The following is a 22,420-nucleotide window of genomic DNA, read 5'->3' on the forward strand; positions in this document are numbered from 1 at the left end:
GGTCAGGCGGGTACAGAAGTCGCACTCCCGGGCAGACCTGGTGGGCGTGTCGCGGCGGTGTGCTCCAACCGGGCGAACGGCGCGTGTCAGACTGCCCAGCGATGCACACCCCAGCCGATCTCGCCGACCTGCTCGAGTGCGAGCACCGCAGCGTCCTGAACCAGGCGCTGGCCGCGGACCTGCCGGGCGCGCCACGGCCCGCCGCCGCACCCGGGCAGCCGGACCGGCAGGCTCGCGCCGCCGCGGCGGCGATGCTCGCCCGGTTCCGCGGCGAGGGCCGCGCGGTGGTCGAGATCGACGTCCGGGACCAGGCCGCCGCGGCGAAGGCGACGGAAGCGGCGTTGCGGTCGGGCGCCCCGGTGATCCACCGGGCCGTCCTCGACGACGGCGAGTTCTCGGGGCGCGCGGACTTCCTGGTGCGCGACGGCGAAGGCCGCTACGAGGTCTACGACGCGAAGCCGTCCCGGCTCGCGAAGCCCCCGGCCGTGGTGCAGCTGACCGCGTACGCCGACGCGCTGCGCCGGGCCGGGTGGCCCGCCGGGCCGCACCTGCACCTCAGACTGGCCGACGGCGGCACCCGGACGTTGCGGGTCGCGGACTTCCGGCCGCTGGTCGACCGCCTGCGGGCCCGGCTGCGCGGCCGGCCGGCGGTCCTGCCGGTCCAGCTCTGGGCGGACGAACGCCCGGCCTGCGCCGGCTGCGGGTTCGCCCAGCACTGCACGACGGCCCGCGAGGCCGACCGCGACCTCTCGCTCGTCGCCGGGATGCGCGGCGACCAGCGTCGCAAGCTCACCGCCGCCGGGCTGGGCACGATCGAGGCGCTCGCCGCGGCCGGGCCGGCCGACCGGCCGCGGGACCTGTCCGTCACGGCGTTCGCGGCCCTGCGCGCCCAGGCTGCGCTCCAGGTCCGGCAGGACACCACCGGCGACATCTCCTACGAGATCGTCGACCCCGGCGCGCTGGCCGACCTGCCGGCGCCCGCACCCGGCGACGTCTTCCTCGACCTGGCCGGCGACCCGCACGCGCTGTCGGGCGAGGGGCTGGAGTACCTCTTCGGCGCGGTCACCACGGACGGCGGCCAGGAGTTCACGCCGTTCTGGGCGCACAGCCGCGCCCAGGAGAAGCGGGCCTTCGAGGAGTTCGTCGACTTCGCCGCGGCCCGCGTCGCCGAGCACCCCGGTTCGCACGTCTACCACTACGCGCCGTACGAGGTCACCGCGATCAAACGGCTCGCGGCGGTGCACGGCACCCGCGAGGAGGCCGTCGACCAGCTGCTGCGCGGCGGGGCGGTCGTCGACCTGCATGCGGTGGTGCGCAAGGCGTTGCGCGTGTCGCAGCGGTCTTACTCGATCCGCTACCTCGAGGCGCTCTACATGCCCGGCGCGCGCGAGGGCGGCAAGACCGCGGTCTCGGACGTCGAGGCGTACGAGGAGTACCTGACCCTGGCCGGCGAACCGGAACGCGCCGGCGAGGTGCTGCGCGGGATCGCCGACACGACCGAGTACGACTGCGTCTCGACGCTGCGGCTGTTCGAGTTCCTCCACCAGGTCCGCGCCGACGCCGGGATCGACCTCCCGGAGCCGGTCGAAGAGTCCGCCGAGGACGCGCTGATCCGCCAGGCCGAGGAGGACGTCGCCGCCGAGCGGCGGGCCGAACGCGCCGCGCAGCTGGCCGCCCTGGTCGACCCGCTGCTCGACGGGCTGCCGGACGACCCGGGCGACTTCACGCCCGACGAGCGGGCCCGCGCGCTGCTGGCGGCGTCGGTCGGGTACCACCGCCGCGAGACCAACCCCGCCTGGTGGGAGTACTTCCGCCAGCTGGCCGCCCCGCTCGGCGACCTCGAGGTCGACACCGCCTGCGCGGTGCCGGTTGCGCTGGAGGCGGGGGAGTGGGTGCCGCCCGCCGGGCGCGTCCGCAAGGCGAAGCGGACGCTGCAGCTCACGTGCGACCCGGACCGGCCGCACCCGTTCGCCCCGGGTGACGAGGTGCGGCTGCGCTACGGCGACACCGCCCGCGACGCCAAGGTCGTCGCCGCGTCGGCCGTGGAGCTGACGTTGGAGGAGAGCTGCGCGCCGGACGCCACCACCGCCGACCGCCCGGCCGCCGTGCTGCCCGGCAGCCCGGTGCGGCCGTCGCCCAAGGACGAGGCCGTCGCCGATCTCGCCCGCCTGGTCGTCGACGCGCTCCCGGTGCTGCCGCGGCATCCCGGCGTCGACCTGCTCCGCCGGACGTCACCACGGCTGCTCGGCGGCGCCGCGCTGCCGGAGCCGGGGGAGGACCTGGTCCGCACAGTGATCGAGGCCGTCGACGAGCTCGACGGGTCGGCGCTCGCCGTGCAGGGCCCGCCGGGCGCGGGGAAGACGTACCTCGCCGGGAAGCTGATCGCCCACCTCGTGCGCGCCGGGCGGACCGTCGCGGTCACCTCGAACAGCCACAAGGCCGTGGAAAACGTGCTGAGCGCGGCGATGAAGAGCGCGCCGGAGCTGCCGTGCGCCAAGCGGGCCAAGAAGACGCCGGACCCGGAAGCGCCGTGGGAGCAGCCGAAGAGCAACCCGGCGCTGGTGAACTGGCGCCTGGAGCACGACAACGGGCACCTGGTCGGCGGCACGGCGTGGACGTTCGCCAACGCCGCGATCCGCGAAGAGCCCTTCGACCTGCTGATCATCGACGAGGCCGGGCAGTTCGCCCTCGCCGACGCGCTCGCGGTGTCGATGTGCGCCAAGAACGTCCTGCTGCTGGGGGATCCGCAGCAGCTGCCGCAGGTCGTGCAGGGCACGCACCCGGCGGGCGCGGAGGCGTCGGCGCTGGGGCACCTGATCGGCGAGGCCGACATCATGCCGCCGTCGCTGGGCTACTTCCTCGACGAGACCCGGCGGATGCACCCGGCCGTGTGCGAGCCGGTGTCGAACCTGTCCTACGCGGGCCGCCTCCACGCGCACCCCTCGGCAGCAGAGCGTGCCATCGAGGGCGTCGACGCGGGCCTGTACCTGGCCGAGGTCGACCACCACGGCAACACGACGCGCTCGGTCGAGGAAGCCGCGGCCGTCACGGCGATCGTCGCCGGCCTGCACGGTCGCTTGTGGACGGACCACGGGACGTCCCGGCCCCTCGGCGACGCCGACATCGTCGTGGTGGCGCCGTACAACCTGCAGGCGCGCACCGTGACGCGCGCCCTGGCCGACGCCGGGTTCCCCGGGGTCCGGGTCGGTACCGTCGACCGGTTCCAGGGCCAGGAAGCGCCGGTGGTGATCACGACGATGACGTCGTCGTCGGCGGTCGACCTGCCGCGCGGGCTGGACTTCCTGCTCTCCCGCAACCGGCTCAACGTGGCTCTGTCACGGGCCCAGGCGCTGGCGATCCTCGTGTGCTCGCCGAGGCTCGTCGAGGCCGACATCCGGACGGTGGACCAGATGCGGCTCGTCGCGGGCATGATCGGCCTGATGACCGGCGCCGGCCCCTGGCCGGTCACGCCGGCAGGTGGAACGCCCCGCGGATGACCGACTGCGCTTCGGCGGTCAGGGGGAGCGTGTCCAAAGTGGACTCCGGGTCGGACACGGCTCGCGGGGGAGCCCCGCGGAGGCGCGGCAGAGGTCCGACGGGGACGCGAACCACTCGACCTCGTCGAGGGGAGGACTGACACCGTCAGCGCGTGGCCTCCCCGCTGCCGGCGCCGGCCGGGGTTCTCAGCCGGCCCGGCGTCCTCCGGAGCGCCAGATCGGCGCGGCCGGGGTCGTACCAAGCTCGGTGAGACGGGCCTGGTCCGCACGAGCCCACGGGTCGCGGGCGTCGCCGACGCGGCGTCCCTCGCCCCGGTCGAGGCGCCGGGTCGCCTCGAGCATCGACGCGCCGATCGACCGGTGCGTGTCCCACCAGTGGAGGTGGCGCAGGTACCCGCGCGCCCGGTAGAGGCGCATGATCTCGCGGTGCGCCGGGGCGATCGTGAACTCCTTGAGCGCGTCCTCGCTGGTCCAGACCGACAGTGAGTACAGGATCCGGCGCCGCGGGCCGAAGGCGCTCATGATGCCGGCCGCGCCGGGGTTGGCGAGCACCTCGTCCCGGATGAGCGCCTCGGCCGCGCGGCCGATCCCCACCACGTCCTTGATGCTGTGCGGCCGGTATTCGTTGACGCTGATCAGCACGCGTCCGGTGCTCTCGGCGGGCCCGTCGTACCAGGGCTGGCAGACGCGGAAGTCGCCGCGGGCGAACGCGGCGTCGCGCCGGGCCTGACGGGTGATGGCCGGCGAGACGGCGAGGGCCGCGGCGAGCCTGGTGATCCCCATGGAGTGCCTCCAATACGTAAGTACCAAGAACAATACACACGTATCGTCGGTCAGGTGCAACGTATGGTTTACCGTACGAAGATGCCCCAGATCCCGGCCAGGCAGTCCGATCTGACCACCTACGCCCGAATCCGCAACGCCGCCCTGGAGGGCTTCGCCGCCCGTGGCGTCGCCTCGACGTCGATCCGCGACGTGGCCGCGGCCGCGGGCGTGTCCCCGGGCCTGGTGCAGCACCACTTCGGCACCAAGGCCCGCCTGCGCGAAGCGGTCGACGAGTACATCCTCGACGTCATGGCGGAGTTCTCCCGCGAGCTGGCCGAGCGAAGCGAGGGTGACGAGGCCTGGCCGGGCCTGGGCGACGCCACGACGGCCTGGGTCCGCGACAACGCACTGGCCCTGCGCTACCTGGCCCGAGCCATGATCGACGGCGACCCCGCAGCGGCGAGAGGATTCGACGCACTGGTCGGCATCGCCCGCACGAGCTGGCTGGCCCCACTGGACCGCGCGGGCGCCCTGCGGCCGGAAGCGGACCGGGACTGGGCAGCGATCCACGCGGCGGTGTTCAACCTGGCCAGCGTCCTGCTGGAACCGGCGATCAGCCGCCAGCTACCGGAACCGTTCTACACGCCCGCACAGCTGGACCGCTGGAACGTCGCCACGGTCGACCTCTATCGCAATGGCTTGGCCCGCAAGGAAGACGCGTAGCGTCGCGCGGCGATTGGGTGCATCGCAGGTAGTCACATCCCGGCGTTGCGGACCCCGGCCTCCGCGAAAGCAAGCACCTGATCGACCAACCCGGAAAGCTCACTGGCCGCCGACTGGGCTTTCGCTCGACCCTCCCGCGTCACGTAGATCTCGCGCAGACCCGCCACCACCGTGACCGCCGCGAGCCGGGGGATCAGCGCATCCGCCGGCAGCCCGATGTCCGAGCCGATCCCCTTCGCCACCAACAACTCCAGGTCGCGATACCCGGCCCGTGCTCGGCCTCGTAGGTCGTCGTCCTCCATGAGGAGCTGGGCTCGCAGGGCTCGGCGGCGCCACAGCTGCGCCGGGTCCGGCTCCTGCTCCAGGTCGCTCGCGTCGAGCGCGCGCATCGTCGTGTGCATCCAGTCCCGGAGTACGGCGAAGGTGTCCGACTTTCGCTCGTGCAGGCATCGGGCCAGCGACTCCGGGGCGAACGGGTCGTCGGCGAAGAGCAGGTCTTCCTTGGCCGGGAAGTGGAGCGTGACCGTGCGGGTCGCCACGTCCGCGCGCGCCGCGATCTGCGCGATCGTCGTCTCCCGGTAGCCCTGGCTGACGAACAGCTCCAAGGCCGCTTCCTGGATGGCGGCCCGGGTCTGGGCCTTCTTGCGCTCACGGCGGCTGTCTCCGGCGATCATGACCGGAACACTACCACTCGCCATATTAATGCAGTCCATGCTACTGTTGCGTCATGATGCAGCGAAATGAGACGAAGAGCTGGCTGATCACGGGAACGTCGAAGGGCTTCGGCCGCGAGTGGGCCGAGGCAGCCCTCGAGCGGGGCGATCGCGTCGCCGCCACCGCGCGTGACGTCGAAAGCCTCCGCCCGCTCGTCGAGCGGTACGGCGACGCCGTCCTGCCGCTGCGGCTGGACATCACCGACCGCGCCGCGTCGGCTGAAGCCGTCGAAGCGACAGTGGCGAAGTTCGGGAGCCTGGACGTCCTCGTCAACAACGCCGGGTACGGGCACTTCGGCATGGTCGAGGAGCTCACCGAGGCGGAGATCCGCGCGGAGCTCGACACGAACTTCTTCGGCACGCTCTGGCTGACCCAGGCCGCGCTGCCGGTCATGCGCCGGCAGGGCCGCGGCCGGATCATCCAGGTCACCAGCGAGGGCGGCATCCGCGCGTTCCCCGGCATCGGCGCCTACCACGCGTCGAAATGGGCGGTCGAAGGGCTTTCGGAGTCCCTGCGGCAGGAGGTCGCGGCGTTCGGGATCGACGTCATCTGCCTGGAGCCCGGCCCGTACCGCACGGACTTCGGCGGCGGCAGCGTCCGGACCAGCGAGCCGAACCCGGACTACGACGACGTCCGCGAGACGGGCCGGATCGAGTGGGACATGGGCGACCCCAAGGCGACCCGCGGGCCGCTGCTGGAGCTGGCCGACACGGACAAGCCGCCGCAGCGGGTGTTCTTCGGCAAGTCGTTCGCCGCGGTCGAGGCCGAGTACCAGGAGCGGCTGGCGACCTGGCGCGAGTGGGAGCCGCTGGCCCAGGCCGCGTTCGGCTGACGGACCGGCCTCGTCCGTGGTTGGCTGGGGGCATGGACGAGCCCGTCGCGCTGGAGCTGATCGCGCGGGCCGCCGACGAAACCGCGCGGCTGGCCGCGTCGCTGGCGCGGCAGCGCGACGGGATCGTCGAGGCGTCGGAGTTCACCAGCAACGACGACGAGCACGATCCGGAAGGCGTCACGATCGCGTTCGAGCGGGCCCAGGTCCAGGCCCTCCTGCGGCAGGCCGAGGACGACCTGGCGGATCTCGACCGCGCCGCCGGGCGGGTGCGCGCCGGCACCTACGAAACCTGCGAACGCTGCGGCGGGCCGATCGCGGAAGAGCGGCTCGCCGCCCTCCCGGCGACGCGCATCTGCATCGGCTGCGCGAACAAGGCGCGCTGAGCTGTTCGAGTGTCTTCTTCGGCGTGATCCGGACAGGATCGACACCGTTTCTTGTTTCCCCGCGACGGAGGTTGTAGACAGTCCCTCGGCTGATTGAAACGTTTTATTACGTCAGGAGACGTTCATGCGCCGGCTGGGAACCTCAACGAAGAGACGGGCCGTGATCGTCGCGCTCGCGCTCGCCGCGGCAGTCGTGCCCGCCACGGCCGCGAGCGCCGAGCCCGCGCACGGCGGCCCGCAACCGCCGAGCGCGCTGCGGGCCGACGGCCAGACGGCGAACGTCCTGGCCGCCGGTCCGCAGCCGACGTTCGCGTGGACGGTGAACGACGCCGGACGCGCGGAAACCCAGACGGCGTACGAAATCCGCGTCGACGGCCCCCGGTCCCACTGGGACTCCGGGCGGGTCGTGTCGGGCAATTCGGTCGACGTCGCCTATACCGGGCCCGCCCTGGACAGCGACCGCACCTACCAGTGGTCGGTGCGCACCTGGAACAGCGAAGGCCGGACGTCGTCGTGGTCGGCGCCCGCGAAGTTCGACACGGGCCTGCTCCGGCCCGCCGACTGGACCGCGTGGTGGCTGCAGGCCGACGACGGCGCGCTCGTCCGCGGCACCTTCGACGTCAGCAAGCCCGTCGCCCGCGCCCGGCTGTACGTCGGCGCGCAGGGGGTCGCCGAGCCGCACCTCAACGGCGCCCGCGTCCAGCCCGACCGGGCGCTCGATTCCGCGGTGACCGACTACGCCGCCCGCGTCCTCTACCGCGACCTCGACGTCACTAACCTCGTCAAGCCCGGCCGCAACGCGCTCGCGTTCATGGCCGGGAAGGGCCAGTACGGCGGGCGCCCGGCCCTCGTCGCCCAGCTGAACGTCACCTACGCCGACGGCTCGACCGCGCGCTTCGGCACCGGCGCCGACTGGAAGACCCAGGCGGGCCCGGTCACCGGTGACGACTTCTACTACGGCGAGACCTACGACGCCCGCAAGGAGATCGCGGGCTGGGACACCGCCGGGTTCGACGCGAGCGCGTGGCCCGCCGCGCGCGCCGTCGCCCCGGCGTCGCACCGCCAGAGCCTGGCGCAGGGCAAGCCGGTCACCGCGCTCGACACGACCACCTGCTGCGGCTGGTCCCCGGCGGCCGCGACCGACGGCATCGACGGCTCGAGCGACGTGTCGGAGGGCTACCACTCCGCCATCGCGTCCACCGCCGACAGCACGAAGTGGGCGCAGGCCGACCTCGGCTCGGCGCAGAAGATCGGCTCGGTGGCGCTGTTCCCGGCCCGGCCGACCAACGACACCTCGGGCGACGTCGTCGGTGCCGGCTTCCCGGTGCGCTACCGGGTCCAGGTCAGCGACGACCCGGCGTTCGCCACCGCGACGACCGTCGCCCACCGCACGGACGCCGACCAGCCCAACCCGGGCACCGCGGCCGTCACCCTGCCCGCCGACGTCACCGGCCGGTACGTGCGGGTGACCGCGACGAAACTCGCCTGCGTCGGCACGAGCTGCACTTTCCGGCTGGCCGAGATCGGCGTCTACGGCCCGCATCCCGCGGTGGTCGACAGCGGGGTCACCCGGCTGCTGCCCGACACCACCCCGCCGTCCCGGATCGTCGCGAACCACCAGCCGGTCAAGGAAACCCGGCCCGCGCCGGGGGTGCGCGTCTACGACTTCGGCCAGAACCGCACCGGCCAGGCGACGCTGCGGGCCGCCCTGCCGGCCGGCACGACGGCGTCGCTGAAGAAGGGCGAGATCCTCGACGCGAACGGCCGCGTCTCGACCGCGAACATCAGCTTCAACGGCTCCGAGCCGCCGCGGCAGACCGACCACTACACCTTCCGCGGCACCGGCACCGAGACGTACCTGCCGCACTTCAACTACGCCGGCTTCCGCTACGCCGAGCTGACCGGCGTGCCCGACGACGCGGCCGTCACCGTGACCGCGCAGGAGATCCACACCGATGTCGCCTCGACGGGCCGGTTCGGCACCTCGGACCCGGGCCTCGACAAGATCCAGGCCGCCGTCACGCAGACCCAGCTGAACAACCTCGAGTCGATCCAGATGGACTGCCCGACCCGGGAACGTCACGGCTGGCTCGGCGACGCCGCCGACTCCGACCAGGAGGCGATGGCCAACTTCGACATGCAGGCGTTCTACGCGAAGTGGCTCGGCGACATGGTGACCAGCCGGAACGCCGACGGCAGCCTGCCCTCGGTCGCGCCGGTCAACGGCCGCACCGACTGGGCGACCGACCCCGCGTGGGGCACCGCTTACCCGCAGATCATCTGGGACTCCTACACGCAGTACGGGAATTCGCAGCTGCTGGCCACGCACTACGACGACGTCAAGGCGTGGGTCGGGTACCTCGGCACGATCAGCGACGCCGACCACGTCGTCGTGAACCCGCCGACGTCCTGGGGTGACGACTGGCTTTCGACGGTCAGTACGCCGCACGGCTACTTCCAGACCGGTTTCTCCTACCTCGACGCGCAGCTGCTCGCGAAGATGGCCGGAGCCCTCGGTAAGCAGGCCGACGCCACCAAGTACAACGCTCTGGCCGGGCAGATCGCGACGGGCTTCCTCAAGCGGTTCTATTCCGCCGACACTGGCGTCTTCGGTACCGGGACGCAGCTGTCCTACGCCCTGCCGCTCGCGTTCGGCCTCGTCCCGGCGGGCCGCGAGCAGTCCACAGTGGACCGGCTGGTCGCGGACATCGCGTCGCACCAGAACCATGTCACGACCGGGTTCGTCGGCACCACCCTGGTGTTCCAGGCGCTCGGCAAGTACCAGCGCAACGACGTCGCGCTCGCCATCGCGCAACGCACCGACTACCCGAGCTTCGGCTACATGGTGAACCAAGGTCCCGGGACCATCTGGGAGAAGTGGGACAACTCGTCGGCGCCGGACGGCACGTCGTCGAAGGACCACATCGGCCTCGGCGGCGCGATCGGCCAGTGGTTCCAGCAGCAGCTGGCCGGGATCCAGCCCGGCAGCCCCGGCTGGCGCGAGTTCACCCTCGCCCCGGCCGTCGCCGGGAACCTCACCCACGTGACGGCGCAGCAGCAGACCGTGCGGGGCACCGTCTCCAGTTCGTGGCAGCGCGACGGCAGCACGATCACCTACCACGCCACGATTCCGGTCGGCGCGAAGGCGACGATCCGGCTCCCGCTGCTGGGTGGCAAGCAGTCGTCCGTGCGCGAGAACGGGCGGACGATCTTCGCCGACGGCCACGCCGCCCAGGCCGACCCCGGGCTGAGCGTCGGCCGGGCCGACGACGAGACGCTCACCCTGACCGCAGGTTCGGGCGACTACACGTTCACCGTGACGCCGCCGCGCACGCCGTTCACCCGGCTCGCCCTCACCACGGGCACACCCGCGGCCATCACCGCGGGCGGCAGCGGGGACATCCCGGTGGTCGTCGAAGGACGGTCCACTGTGGCCGGTCAGGCGACCCTCGGCGCGCAGGTACCCGCGGGCTGGACCGCCACGACGACCGCGATCCCGCTGACCCCGGCCACCTCCGAGACGCCGGGCAGCGTGCGGATCACCGTCCCGGCCGACGCCAAGAGCGGGCTGTACCCGGTGACGCTGACCGTGAAGCCACCTCGCGGCGACGTCGTGAAGACGACCGTGAACGTGCCCGTGTTCGGCAGCTGGGCGAGCGGCACGACGGCCACGGCGTCGAGCGAGCATGCGCCGAACATCGTCAACGGCGCGACCCGCACCTACGTCGCGTCGAACGCGATCGACCACGACCTCGCGACGTTCTGGAACGACGACACCGACAGCCAGTACCCGGACACGCTCACCGTCATGGCGCCCGCCGCGACGACGCTGACCGGCGTCGGCTTCGCGTCCCACCCGGACGGCGTCCCGACCGACTTCACCGTGCAGACCTGGGACGGCGCCCAGTGGGCCGACCAGGTGCACGTCACCGGCAACACCGCCGTCTACCGGTGGATCCCGTTCCCGGCGCCGGTGACCACGACCCAGGTGCGGATCGCCGTCGCGGCCGCGCAGAACAGTTTCACGAGGATCGCGGAGGTGACGCCGTGAAACGGCGTGGAGCAGCCCTGATCGCGGCCGTGCTGATCACCGGCACGACCGTCCCCGCAGCGGCCGAGGCCGCGCCCGCTTCGCCTTCTGCTTGTCCGTGGGTGGGGTCCCACGCGCCCGTGGACAAGCGGGTCGCGCAGGTCCTCGGGCAGATGACGCTCGACGAGAAGATCTCGATGGTGCACGGCACCGCCGCCGGCGGCTACACCGGCCGCGTCGCGGGCGACGACCGCCTGTGCATCCCGTCGCTGAAGATGGAGGACGGCCCGCTGGGCGTGAACCTGGGCAACACCACGCAGCTGCCCGCCGCGTCCGCCGTCGCCGCGTCCTTCGACGCGGGGCTGGCCAAGACCTACGGGTCGGTGATCGGCGCCGAGGACAAGACGAAGGGCGTCGACGTCGACCTCGGCCCGACCATCAACATCGTGCGTGACCCGCGCTGGGGCCGGGCGTTCGAGTCCTACAGCGAGGACCCGTACCTGGCCGGGCAGATGGGCGCCGCGGACATCAACGGCGTCCAGTCGCAGGGTGTGATGGCGCAGGTGAAGCACTGGGCCGTCTACAACCAGGAGGCCAACCGCAACACCACCGCCGACAACGCGGTGATCGACGACCGGACCGTGCACGAGATCTACACCAGCGCGTTCGGGAACGTCGTCGCGCAGGCCAAGCCGTCGTCGGCGATGTGCTCGTACTCCTCGATCAACGGCACCTACGCCTGCGAGAACCCCTACCTCAACGACATCCTCAAGCAGGACTTCGGCTTCGACGGCTTCATCACGTCCGACTGGGGTGCCACGCACAGCGCGGCGCCGTCGGCGAACGCCGGGATGGACATGGAGATGCCCGGCCAGGACTTCTTCGGCGCCACGCTGAAGACGGCCGTCCAAAGTGGACAGGTGCCGCAGTCCCGTGTGGACGACATGGTCACCCGCATCCTGCGTGAGGAGTTCCGCTTCGGGCTGTTCGACCACCCGTCGGCCGACACCCCGGACGCGGCCGCCTCGACCGCGGGGCACCTGGCGGTGGCCAAGAAGGCCGCCGAGGACGGCACGGTCCTGTTGAAGAACAGCGGCTTGCTGCCCCTGGACGCGCACAAGCTGCACTCGGTCGCGGTGATCGGCGACGGCGCGGGCAAGAACACGCTCAGCTCCGGCGGCGGCAGCGCGCACATCGCCGGTACCGGCACGGTCACGCCGTTCGACGGCATCAAGGCGCGTGCGGGCTCGGGCATCGACGTCGAGTACGCGCAGGGCAACCTCGGCACGGGCAGCGCGTTGCCCCCGATCGAGAGCAGTGCGCTCAAGCCGCCGTCGGGCACCGGCAGCGGGCTGCAGGGCGACTACTACGCGAACACCGACTCGTCCGGGACGCCGGTGGTGACCCGCACCGATCCGCAGGTCGCGTTCACCTTCAGCGGGGCGCCCGCGCCGGGCGTGCCCGCGACGAACTTCTCGGCCAAGTGGACCGGCACGCTCACCGCGCCCGCGACCGGGACGTACACCCTCGGCCTGACCAGCGACGACGGCAGCCGCCTGCTCGTCAACGGCCAGCAGGTGATCGACAACTGGGGTGACCACGGCGCGCAGACCAAGACCGCGCAGGTGCCGCTGACCGCGGGCCAGCCGGTGCCGGTAGAGGTCGACTACTACCAGGCCGGCGGGGACGCTTCGGTGAGCCTCGGCTGGCTGCCGCCGGGGGAGGACCTCGTCGGCCAGGCGGCCGCGCTCGCCGCGAAGTCCGACGTCGCGGTCGTCTACGCCAACGACTACGAGTCCGAGGGCGGCGACCTGGACGACATCGATCTGCCCGCCGACCAGAACAAGCTGATCGACGCCGTCGCGGCGGCCAACCCGAACACCGTCGTCGTGCTCAACACCGGCTCCGCGGTGACGATGCCGTGGCTGGCGAAGGTCAAGGGCGTCTTCGAAGCGTGGTACCCGGGTCAGGAGGCGGGCAACGCGATCGCGTCGTTGCTCTTCGGCGACGTCGCGCCGTCCGGCAAGCTGCCGGTGACGTTCCCGGCGTCCCTCGGCCAGGTTCCGGCGTCCACACCGCAGCAGTGGCCCGGTGTCGACGGCAAGGTCCAGTACTCCGAGGGCCTCGACGTCGGCTACCGCTGGTACGACCGGAAGAACCTGACTCCGTTGTACCCCTTCGGTTTCGGGCTTTCGTACACGAACTTCCGGTTCTCGAACCTGAGGGTGGACGGCGACACCCTGCGCGAGAACGGCCGGATCTCGGTCAGTGCCGACGTCACCAACACGGGCGCGCGGCGGGGCGCCGAGGTCGCCCAGCTGTACCTGAGCGATCCGGCGTCCACGGGGGAGCCGGTCAACCAGCTCAAGGGCTTCCAGAAGGTGGATCTTCAGCCGCACCAGACGCAGCGGGTCCGGTTCGAGCTGACCGCGCAGGACGCGTCGTACTGGAGCACCGACGCGCACGCGTGGGAACTGGGCGTCGGGAAGTACACCGTCCGGGTCGGCGACTCGTCGCGGAACCTCCCGCTGTCGGGCGGTTTCCGCGTCGACCACACCACCGGGCCGCGGTTCACCAAGGTGGCCGTGCCCGCGATCGCGGCGCCCGGCAAGACCCTGTCGGTGACGACCACCTTCACCAACGGCGCCACCGAAACCGTGCACGACGCCGTGACGAGCCTGGCCGTCCCGGCGGGCTGGAAGGCGACCCCGCGCACCCCGGCCGTCGCGCGGACGGTCCGGCCGGGGGAGTCGGCGGCGACCACCTGGACGGTGACGGTCGGCGCATCAGCTGCGCCCGGCCCGGTCACGCTGTCCGCCGTCACCCGGTACGCGGGTGGCTCGGTCCGGGGCACGGCGAGCACGCAGGTCGCCTACCCGAACCTGGCGGCGGCCTATACGGACGTCGGCGTCACCGACGACGCGAACCCGGCGCCGGGCAACCTCGACGGCGCGGGCTTCAGCTTCTCCGCGCAGGCCCTGGACTCGGTCGGTGTCCACCCGGGCGGCTCGGTGACGAGCGGCGCGGCGACGTTCACCTGGCCGGACGTCCCGGCCGGGCAGCCGGACACGGTGACCACGGCCGGCCAGAGCGTGACGGTGAGCGGCTCAGGATCGGCTTTGGCGTTGCTCACGACCGGGACGAACGGTACCCAGAGCGGCCCGGTCACCGTGACGTACACCGACGGGACGACGTCGACCTCGACGCTGACGGTCGCGGACTGGTACGCCAACCAGGCCGTCCCGGGTTGTGTGCTCGTGGCGACGACGCCGTACTGGAACCGGCCCGCGGGAAGTACGTACCCGCACGACCAGAAGGTGAGTCTTTACGCGGCTTCCGTGCCGCTGACGGCGTCGAAACAGGTCGCGTACCTGACGCTGCCGTCGAACAAGCAGCTGCACGTCTTCGCGACGGCGTTCAGCTCGTGAAGCCGTAGCGCAGGAACCGCATGGCGTCGCGGACCGGCGGGACGTGGGCGAGGGCCCGCGTCACCGCCCGGGCCGCGGCGCTCTGGTGCCCGGCGATGAGGTCGACGGCCGAGCGTTCGTCGAGCAGCCGCAGCGGCGGGTGCTTCTTGGCGAAGGCTTCCGGCGCGGGCATCGCCCAGCGGAAGCCGGTGTCGGCCCGGCGCATGGACGGCTGCATCCCGGCGACCGTCTTGACCCACGGCGCCACGCCGTCGAAGACGAGACGTCCGGTGGGGAAGTGCCGCAGCGCCCGGTCGACCAGCCGGTCCACGTCGTCCGGCGCGAGGTACATCAGCAGCCCCTCGGCCAGCACCAGGGCGGGGCGGTCGGTGGGCACCTCGTCCCACCACGCTTCTTCGATGACCGACGAGCCGAGGGCGCGGACGCCGTCGATCGGCCCGTAGAGGCGTTGGCGGAGTTCGATGACGTCGGGGTAGTCGACGTCGATCCACTGGGCCGTCGCCGGGCGGTCGATGCGCAGCGGGCGGCTGTCGAGGCCGCAGGCCAGGTGCAGCACGAGGCCGTCGGGATGGCCGTCGAGGAAGTCGCGGGTCCACGCGTCGAACTGCCGGGCGCGGGTCGCGATGAGCGGCGCGTTGCCCTTGAGGTTGCCGAGGCGGCCGAAGTCGTAGTCGATCCGGTCGACGACGTCCTGTGCGAACCGGTCGCCCAGGATCGGCGTCCGGCGGCGGTTGTCGAGGGCACGCAGGTACAGCGCCATCAGCAGGGTTTCCTTCTCCTGGCTCAGGCGGACCTGTTCGGTCATCGGGGTTCTCCGTTCTCCGGGCGCAGGAGCGAGCCGACCCAGTGGTAGACGGATCGGGCGGCGCGCAGCCGGGACGCGCGTTCGGCTTCGGGGCCGACGAGGTCGAGGCCGCGTTCGAGGACGTCTTCGAACGCGCTCATGCCTTCGATGCGCCGGCGGACGGCGGTTTCCCAGCCCTGGTCGTCGAGGCGGTAGTAGGCGGTGCGGTCACCGGCCCGGGTGTAGCGGCGGACCAGCCCGGTGGCGGTGAGCGAGCGGATGTTCGCCGTCATCGACGCGCGGCTCGCCTTGATCCCGGCGGCGATGTCGGCCGCGGACTGCTCCGGGGGCTCGCAGATCATCAGCCAGCCGAGGATGCGCCCGGTGATCGGCGGCAGCCCTTCCTGGCGCGCGAAGAAGGCCGAGACCTGCTCGACCCAGGCTTCCTCGTCGGTCATGTTCCTACCTTCAGTCATTACAGTCATGACTGTAACACGAGCCGATTGTGACCCGGGTCACTCGCAGGCGTGGTTTCTGTGATCCAGGATGGGCGGGCCCGGTCTCCTGGACGTACGGGAAAGTCGTCGGCGGAGTGAGGGTGGGGACGTGATCGGTCAGAAGCGGCTGGCTCAGGCAGACGTGGCGCAGGTGACCGCCGCGCGGGCCGGGGACCGTGCGGCGCTCGACGCCCTGGTCGCGGCCTACCTGCCGCTGGTCTACAGCATCGCCGGCCGCGCGCTCACCTCGGACGCCGACGTCGACGACGTGGTGCAGGAGACGATGCTGCGCGTCCTGCGCGGCATCGAGAACCTGCGGGAGCCGAGCCGCTTCCGGTCGTGGCTGGTCGCGGTGACGATCAACCAGATCCGCGAGCACCACCGCCGCCGCAGCGCGGCCCCCGCCCCGCTGGCGGAGTACGACGAGCGCCCGGACCCCGACGCCGAGTTCACCGACATCGCCCTGGCGCGCCTGCACATCGCGGAACAGCGACGGGAGGTCGACGAGGCGGCCCGCTGGCTCGACCCGGCGGACCGCGAGCTGCTGGCCCTCTGGACCCTCGAGCGCGCGGGTCACCTCACGCGCACGGAGGTGGCCGAGGCCCTGCGCCTGGACGCCCACCTGGTGACGGTCCGGGTGAGCAGGCTGAAGACGCGTTTGGAAGCGGTCCGGCCATTGGTGCGCGCGCTGGCCGCGGAGCCGGGCTGCGCGGCGCTCATCGGGGCCTCGGAGGGCTGGTCAGGCCGCCCGAGTGCGTTGTGGCGCAAGCGTTTCCTGAGGCACGTGGAGGACTGCGAGCGTTGCCGCCACGAGACGGACGACGCGGTGCCAGTGGAGCGGATTCTTACGGGTGCGGCTTTGCTGGTGCTTCCGTTCGGGTACTTGCCGCAGTTGCTGGCCAACCTGGGTGACCTGGTCTCCGGTCCAGCCGGGAGCGGCGCTCTTGGTGCCGCCGGTGGCGCCAGTGGCGGCGCGGCCGCGAGCGGTGCCGCTGGGACTGGCGCCGCCGGGAGTGGTGTGGCCACTGGGGCAGGCATGGCTGCTGGTGCGGGTGGCGCAGGAAGTGCTGCCGCCGGGGGAGGTGTTGCTGCCGGCGCCGGAAGTGGTGCTGCCGTCGCGGCAAGTCCGGCCGCCGTCGCGGGCGCTGGTGTCCTTGCCGCCGGTGGTGCTGTGGCCGCTGGTTCCCTCGCCCGGCTTCTCGCCTCGAAGCCCTTCCTTGCGGCCGCCGGTGCCGCGATCGTCAGCGTCCTCGGGGTGGCCGGGGTCGTGGGTCTTGCCCAGCCCGACCAGCCGATCCAGCCGCCCGCTGCGCTCGCCGGGGGTACCTCCCAAGTCGCCCCGAAGCCGGTCACCGAGCCGGTCACGACCCCGACCACCCCGCCGGTCGCGAGCACCGAAACGACACCAACGACCGAAGCGCAATCCACTGCGCCACAACCGAAAGCGCCAGACCCCACCTCCACCCCACCGCACGTCGCAACACCCGCCGAACGTGTCCTCGCCATGATCAACGACCAGCGCGCCGCCGCGGGCCTGCCTCCGCTGCGGATGGATCCCGCGCTGGTCACCAGCGCCGCCGCGCACAACCGGGCGATGGCCGACAACTGCGGCCTGTCGCACCAGTGCCCTGGCGAGGCGCCCTTCGGTGACCGTGAGCACGCCGCCGGTGCGCAGTGGAGTTCGGCCGGGGAGAACGTCGGCACCGGCGGCCCGGTCGCCGACGCCACCGACCCGATCGCGCGGATGGCGCTCGGCCTGACCCAGAGCATGCACGACGAGAAGCCGCCGGACGACGGCCACCGCCGCAACATCCTCAGCACGTCGTTCACCCGCGTCGGCATCTCCGTCACCCGTGACGCCCGCGGTTCGGTGTGGCTGACCCAGGACTTCGCCGGGTAACCGGGCCGGCCGATCGCGCGACCAAAGCGGCGTCCTCCTGACGGAGCAACGCGCTTAGTCGTAAATTTACTCATCCATGTCAAGTTCTTGCAGATCGTCTCCCGGTTGTTGCAGACTCGTACGACTCTGGCTCCCCTCCTGCTGTTCTCGAAGAAGAGAAGACGCCATGACACGTATGCGCCTGTCCCGGCTCGTCGCAGGTCTCCTCGCTGCGGGGCTCACCCTCACCGGACTCGCTTCCGCAGCCGGTGCGCCACCGCCGCCACCCCCGGAAACCACCCAAGCCCGGCCGGCCGCGCTCGCGGACGTGCCGCTGACCCGCACCGTCTCGGCCAGCAGCGCGCTGCCCGGCTTCCCCGTCGCCAACGCCGTCGACGGGAACCAGGACACCTACTGGGAGTCCGCGAACAACGCGTTCCCGCAGTGGATCCAGGCCGACCTCGGCTCGGCCAAGACGCTCTCGCGGATCGTGCTGAAACTGCCCGCGGCCTGGGAGTCCCGCACCCAGACCCTCGCCGTGCGCGGCAGCACCGACGGCAGCTCGTTCACCGACCTCGCCGCCTCGAACGGCTACGCGTTCGCGGCCGGCGGCAACACCGTCACGATCCCGGTGACGGCGTCGACCCGGTACGTGCGGCTGAACGTCACCGCCAACACCCAGTGGCCGGCCGCGCAGCTGTCGGAGTTCGAGCTGTACGGCGCGGACACCGGCGACACGCAGGCGCCGTCCGCGCCCGCGAACCTCGCGCTGACCGAGCCGGGCTCCGGCCAGATCCGGCTGGGCTGGTCGGCCTCGACGGACAACGTCGGCGTCACCGGTTACACCGTCTACCGCGACAACGCGCCCGTCACGACGATCACCGGCACCACGTTCACCGAGACGCGGCCCGCGGGCACGCGCGTCGAGTACTTCGTGCGGGCCAAGGACGCCGCCGGCAACGAGTCCGCCGACAGCAACCACGTGGTGCGCCAAGGCACCCAGGCCGGCCAGAACCTCGCCGCAGGCAAGCCGATCGAGGCGTCCTCGACGGTCAACGACTTCGTCGCCGCCAACGCGAACGACGGCAACACCGCCACGTACTGGGAGTCCGCCGCGGGCTACCCGAACACGCTGACGGTCAAGCTCGGCGCGAACGCCGACCTCGACTCGGTCGTCGTCAAGCTCAACCCGGACCCGGTGTGGGGCGCGCGGACGCAGAACTTCGAGGTCCTCGGCCGTGACCAGGGTTCGACCGTGTTCACCTCGCTGAAGGCCCGCGCCGACTACCGCTTCGACCCGGCGGCCAACCAGAACTCGGTGACGATCCCGGTCACCGGCCGGGTCGCGGACGTGCGGCTGCAGTTCTCCGCCAACTCCGGCGCCCCCGGCGGCCAGGTCGCCGAGTTCCAGGTGCTCGGCACCCCGGCGCCGAACCCGGACCTGGTCGTCACCGGCACGACCTGGACCCCGGCGAACCCGACCGAGACCAGCCAGCTCGCGGTCTCGGCGACCGTGAAGAACGCCGGCACCGCGAACGCGGGCGCCACGACCGTGAACGTCAGCCTCGGCGGCACCGTCGTCGGCAACGCGGCCGTCGCCGCGCTCGCCGCGGGCGCGTCCGCCACGGTCACCGTGAACGCGGGCACCCGGCCGCAGGGCACCTACAGCGTCTCCGCGACAGTCGACCCGGCCAACACCGTCGTGGAGCAGAACGACAGCAACAACACCTACACGTCACCGACGCAGCTCGTCATCGCGCAGGCGCCGGGGCCGGACCTCGAGGTCACCGGGATCACGTCGAACCCGCCGAACCCGGCGGTCGGCGCGGCGGTGTCGTTCACCGTCGCGGTGCACAACCGCGGCACGAGCAGCTCGGGCAGCTCCGTCACCCGGCTGACCGTCGGCGGCACCACGCTGGACGCCACCACCGGCGCGATCGCGGCCGGGGCGACGGCGAACGTCGCGGTGCCGGGCACGTGGACCGCGACCAACGGCGGCGCGACGCTCACCGCGACGGCCGACGCGACGAACACCGTCGCGGAGACCAACGAGTCCAACAACGGGCTCTCGCGGGCGATCGTCGTCGGCCGCGGCGCGGCCGTGCCGTACACCGAGTACGAGGCGGAAGCCGCGCAATACGAGGGCCAGCTGCTGACGGCCGACCCGCTGCGCACGTTCGGGCACACGAACTTCGCGACCGAGTCCTCGGGCCGCCAGTCCGTGCGGCTGGCGAGCCAGGGCCAGTACGTGGAGGTCACGTCGACGAACCAGTCGAACTCGATCGTCGTGCGCAACTCGGTGCCCGACGCCGCGGCCGGCGGCGGGCAGGACTACACGCTCAGCCTGTACGTCAACGGCGCGTTCGCCCAGAAGCTGACGCTGTCCTCGACGCACAGCTGGCTCTACGGCACCACCGACGACCCCGAGGGCCTCACCAACCGGCCCGGGGGAGACGCGCGGCGGCTGTTCGACGAGTCGCACGCGCTGCTGGCGCAGTCGTACCCGCCGGGCACGAAGTTCAAGCTGCAGCGCGACAGCGGCGACAACGCGTCGTTCTACGTCATCGACCTGGTCGACCTGGAGCAGGTCGCGCCGGCGACGGCCAAGCCGGCCGAGTGCACGTCGATCACCGACTACGGCGCGGTGCCGAACGACGGCGTCGACGACTCGACGGCGATCCAGCACGCGGTCACCGACGACCAGAACGGCGTCATCACCTGCGTCTGGATCCCGGAAGGCCAGTGGCGGCAGGAGAAGAAGATCCTGACCGACGACCCGAACGTGCCCAACGGCGGCGGCCAGTACAACCAGATCGGCATCTCCAACGTGACGGTCAAGGGCGCCGGCATGTGGCGCTCGCAGCTGTACTCGCTGATCCAGCCGCAGGACGCGGGCACGATCAACCACCCGCACGAGGGCAACTTCGGGTTCGACATCGACAAGAACGTCCAGATCTCCGACATCGCCATCTTCGGTTCCGGCCGGATCCGCGGCGGCGACGGCAACGCGGAAGGCGGCGTGGGCCTCAACGGCCGGTTCGGCACCGGCACGAAGATCTCGAACGTCTGGATCGAGCACGCGAACGTGGGCGTGTGGGTCGGCCGGGACTACACCAACATCCCGGCGCTGTGGGGTCCGGGCGACGGCCTGGAGTTCAGCGGCATGCGGATCCGCGACACCTACGCCGACGGCATCAACTTCACCAACGGCACCAGGAACTCGCGGGTGTTCAACTCGTCGTTCCGCACCACCGGTGACGACTCGCTCGCGGTGTGGGCGAGCCAGTACGTGAAGGACACGTCGGTGGACATCGGGCACGACAACGCGTTCACCAACAACACGATCCAGCTTCCCTGGCGCGCCAACGGGATCGCGATCTACGGCGGGTACGGGAACAAGATCGAGAACAACCTCGTCTACGACACGATGAACTACCCGGGCATCATGCTGGCGACCGACCACGACCCGCTGCCCTTCTCCGGGCAGACGCTGATCGCCAACAACGCCCTGTACCGCTGCGGCGGCGTGTTCTGGGGCGAGCAGCAGAAGTTCGGCGCGATCACGTTCTTCGCGCAGAGCAAGGACATCCCGGGGGTGACGTTGCGGGACACCGAGATCCACGACTCGACCTACGACGGCATCCAGTTCAAGACGGGCGGCGGCGTGGTGACCGCGGCCGTCACGAACGTCAAGATCGACAAGTCGAACAACGGCGCGGGCATCCTCGCGATGAGCGGCGCCCGCGGCAGCGCGACCCTGACGAACGTGGCGATCACGAACTCGTCGACCGGCAACGTGGTCGTCGAACCGGGTTCGCAGTTCGTGATCAACGGGGCGCCCATCCCTGCGGTGGTCAGTTCCGGCCGTCGCGAAACGAGGTAACGCTGGTGCCGGGGCGGGTGCGAGCCCGCCCCGGCGTCACTCGTAGCGGGGGACGACGGCGAACACCTCGAGGTCGCTCGGCGCGCCCTTCGCGCGGAACTTGCGCCGCCGCCGGACGGTGAACCGGTCGCGGTCGAGGTACGCCAGCACGTCGCCGGTGATGAGGACCTCGCCGCCGCCGGCCGCGTCCATGATCCGGGCGGCGATGTTGACGTCGACGCCGAAGTAGTCACGGCCGACCCGGCGCGGGCGGCCGGTGTGCAGGCCCGCGCGCAGCTGGGGGCGGTAGCCGCCGAGGTCGATCGCGCTGACCGCGCCGCACGTCTCGTACGCCGCTTCGACCGCGGACGCGGGATCGGCGAAGGCGGCCATCAAGCCGTCGCCGAGTCCTTTCACGACCCGGCCGCGGTGCCGGGCGATCGTCGCCTCGCTCGCCGTCGACACCGCGCGCAGGAGTTCGAGGGCCCGGGCGTCGCCGACGTCGAGGGCCCAGCTCGAGAACCCGACCAGGTCGGTGAACACGATCGTCGTCTCGCCGGTCTCGGTTTCCCGGCCCTGGGCGACGGCCTGCCACACCTGCACCGCGGCCAGCCCCAGTTCACGCATCGCGCTGGGCTGTTCGGCCTTCGCCTCGGCCAGCAGTCGCGCCACCCGGTCGGACGGATGGCCCGCGGTGGTCGACAGCGCGTCGCCGAGGTCGCGGTCACCGGGCACGAGCCGCCGCACGGCACGGGCGGACCGGACCAGGCCCGGCCGCCGGTCGGCCGCCCGCAGCAGGTCGACGAACCGGGACGCTTTCCGCGTCCGGTCCGGCTGTCCGTCGTGGCTGTCCGTCACCGGCCGCATGCTACCGGGAGGTAGCCCGCCCGGCGCCCGGAACGTGACGGGCCCCGCTCGGCGGTGGGCCGCCGGCCGTGCCGCGTGATCGCCGTCGTGCGGGGTTCGGCCCGCTCAGGCGCGGATGTCGGGAAGACTGGCGCCGCGCTGCTGCTGCCAGGCGTCGCC

Annotated in this window: 13 protein-coding genes; 8 read left to right on the top strand and 5 right to left on the bottom strand. The window is 71.9% G+C overall.

Features of this window, described 5'->3' with window-relative positions; genetic code table 11:
- Positions 1-101 precede the first annotated feature (101 nt).
- Positions 102-3,497, top strand: a complete 3,396-nt coding sequence (locus VA596_RS13605) for a TM0106 family RecB-like putative nuclease (RefSeq protein WP_323326839.1) — start codon at positions 102-104, stop codon at positions 3,495-3,497.
- A gap of 186 nt (positions 3,498-3,683) precedes the next feature.
- Here VA596_RS13605 and VA596_RS13610 read toward each other — a convergent pair whose 3' ends face one another.
- Entirely contained in the window at positions 3,684-4,280 is a 597-nt protein-coding gene (locus VA596_RS13610) for a hypothetical protein (protein ID WP_323326841.1), read from the bottom strand.
- 81 nt (positions 4,281-4,361) lie between these two features.
- On the opposite strand from VA596_RS13610, the gene VA596_RS13615 reads away from it, so the two are divergent.
- The gene (locus tag VA596_RS13615) at positions 4,362-4,985 is read left to right on the top strand and encodes a TetR/AcrR family transcriptional regulator (RefSeq protein WP_323326843.1); all 624 of its coding nucleotides are present in this window, start codon (positions 4,362-4,364) and stop codon (positions 4,983-4,985) included.
- 32 nt (positions 4,986-5,017) lie between these two features.
- On the opposite strand, the gene VA596_RS13620 is transcribed toward VA596_RS13615, so the two are convergent.
- Positions 5,018-5,659 (bottom strand): TetR/AcrR family transcriptional regulator, encoded by a 642-nt coding sequence (locus VA596_RS13620; protein WP_323326845.1) that lies wholly within the window; start codon positions 5,657-5,659, stop codon positions 5,018-5,020.
- A 56-nt stretch (positions 5,660-5,715) separates the two neighbouring features.
- Here VA596_RS13620 and VA596_RS13625 point away from each other — a divergent pair, with 56 nt between their 5' ends.
- The 4 genes from VA596_RS13625 (at position 5,716) to VA596_RS13640 (ending at position 14,372) form a co-directional block, all read left to right on the top strand.
- Complete coding sequence (locus VA596_RS13625; protein WP_323327752.1) at positions 5,716-6,531, top strand: SDR family NAD(P)-dependent oxidoreductase; 816 nt, start codon at positions 5,716-5,718, stop codon at positions 6,529-6,531.
- Positions 6,532-6,563: 32 nt separating this feature from the next.
- On the top strand, positions 6,564-6,914 hold the full coding sequence (locus VA596_RS13630; RefSeq protein ID WP_323326847.1) for a TraR/DksA C4-type zinc finger protein: 351 nt from the start codon (positions 6,564-6,566) through the stop codon (positions 6,912-6,914).
- A 160-nt stretch (positions 6,915-7,074) separates the two neighbouring features.
- Positions 7,075-10,965: a family 78 glycoside hydrolase catalytic domain gene (locus tag VA596_RS13635; protein ID WP_323326849.1), complete on the top strand. Its 3,891-nt coding sequence runs from the start codon at positions 7,075-7,077 to the stop codon at positions 10,963-10,965.
- Positions 10,962-14,372 (top strand): glycoside hydrolase family 3 C-terminal domain-containing protein, encoded by a 3,411-nt coding sequence (locus tag VA596_RS13640; RefSeq protein WP_323326851.1) that lies wholly within the window; start codon positions 10,962-10,964, stop codon positions 14,370-14,372. Before VA596_RS13635 ends, VA596_RS13640 begins: the two co-directional genes overlap by 4 nt.
- Here VA596_RS13640 and VA596_RS13645 read toward each other — a convergent pair.
- Positions 14,362-15,177: a class I SAM-dependent methyltransferase gene (locus tag VA596_RS13645; RefSeq protein WP_323326853.1), complete on the bottom strand. Its 816-nt coding sequence runs from the start codon at positions 15,175-15,177 to the stop codon at positions 14,362-14,364. The genes VA596_RS13640 and VA596_RS13645 overlap by 11 nt on opposite strands.
- Positions 15,174-15,614: a GbsR/MarR family transcriptional regulator gene (locus VA596_RS13650; protein ID WP_323326854.1), complete on the bottom strand. Its 441-nt coding sequence runs from the start codon at positions 15,612-15,614 to the stop codon at positions 15,174-15,176. Before VA596_RS13650 ends, VA596_RS13645 begins: the two co-directional genes overlap by 4 nt.
- A gap of 148 nt (positions 15,615-15,762) precedes the next feature.
- Between VA596_RS13650 and VA596_RS13655 the strand changes: the two genes are divergently transcribed.
- Positions 15,763-17,553 (top strand): sigma-70 family RNA polymerase sigma factor, encoded by a 1,791-nt coding sequence (locus tag VA596_RS13655; RefSeq protein ID WP_323326856.1) that lies wholly within the window; start codon positions 15,763-15,765, stop codon positions 17,551-17,553.
- Between the two features lie 175 nt (positions 17,554-17,728).
- Positions 17,729-21,415 (top strand): CARDB domain-containing protein, encoded by a 3,687-nt coding sequence (locus VA596_RS13660; protein ID WP_410171886.1) that lies wholly within the window; start codon positions 17,729-17,731, stop codon positions 21,413-21,415.
- A 36-nt stretch (positions 21,416-21,451) separates the two neighbouring features.
- On the opposite strand, the gene VA596_RS13665 is transcribed toward VA596_RS13660, so the two are convergent.
- Positions 21,452-22,252, bottom strand: a complete 801-nt coding sequence (locus VA596_RS13665) for an adenylate/guanylate cyclase domain-containing protein (RefSeq protein WP_323326860.1) — start codon at positions 22,250-22,252, stop codon at positions 21,452-21,454.
- Positions 22,253-22,420: the final 168 nt, after the last annotated feature.

The sequence above is a fragment of the Amycolatopsis heterodermiae genome (assembly GCF_034929455.1).
Classification (GTDB): domain Bacteria; phylum Actinomycetota; class Actinomycetes; order Mycobacteriales; family Pseudonocardiaceae; genus Amycolatopsis; species Amycolatopsis heterodermiae.

What these genes read in the sequence shown, in the direction of transcription:
- VA596_RS13650 (WP_323326854.1), bottom strand. Translation starts at nt 15,614, where the DNA reads ATGACCGACGAGGAAGCCTGGGTCGAGCAGGTCTCGGCCTTCTTCGCG.
- VA596_RS13645 (WP_323326853.1), bottom strand. Translation starts at nt 15,177, where the DNA reads ATGACCGAACAGGTCCGCCTGAGCCAGGAGAAGGAAACCCTGCTGATG.
- VA596_RS13630 (WP_323326847.1), top strand. Translation starts at nt 6,564, where the DNA reads ATGGACGAGCCCGTCGCGCTGGAGCTGATCGCGCGGGCCGCCGACGAA.
- VA596_RS13620 (WP_323326845.1), bottom strand. Translation starts at nt 5,659, where the DNA reads ATGATCGCCGGAGACAGCCGCCGTGAGCGCAAGAAGGCCCAGACCCGG.
- VA596_RS13605 (WP_323326839.1), top strand. Translation starts at nt 102, where the DNA reads ATGCACACCCCAGCCGATCTCGCCGACCTGCTCGAGTGCGAGCACCGC.
- VA596_RS13660 (WP_410171886.1), top strand. Translation starts at nt 17,729, where the DNA reads ATGCGCCTGTCCCGGCTCGTCGCAGGTCTCCTCGCTGCGGGGCTCACC.
- VA596_RS13610 (WP_323326841.1), bottom strand. Translation starts at nt 4,280, where the DNA reads ATGGGGATCACCAGGCTCGCCGCGGCCCTCGCCGTCTCGCCGGCCATC.
- VA596_RS13625 (WP_323327752.1), top strand. Translation starts at nt 5,716, where the DNA reads ATGCAGCGAAATGAGACGAAGAGCTGGCTGATCACGGGAACGTCGAAG.
- VA596_RS13615 (WP_323326843.1), top strand. Translation starts at nt 4,362, where the DNA reads ATGCCCCAGATCCCGGCCAGGCAGTCCGATCTGACCACCTACGCCCGA.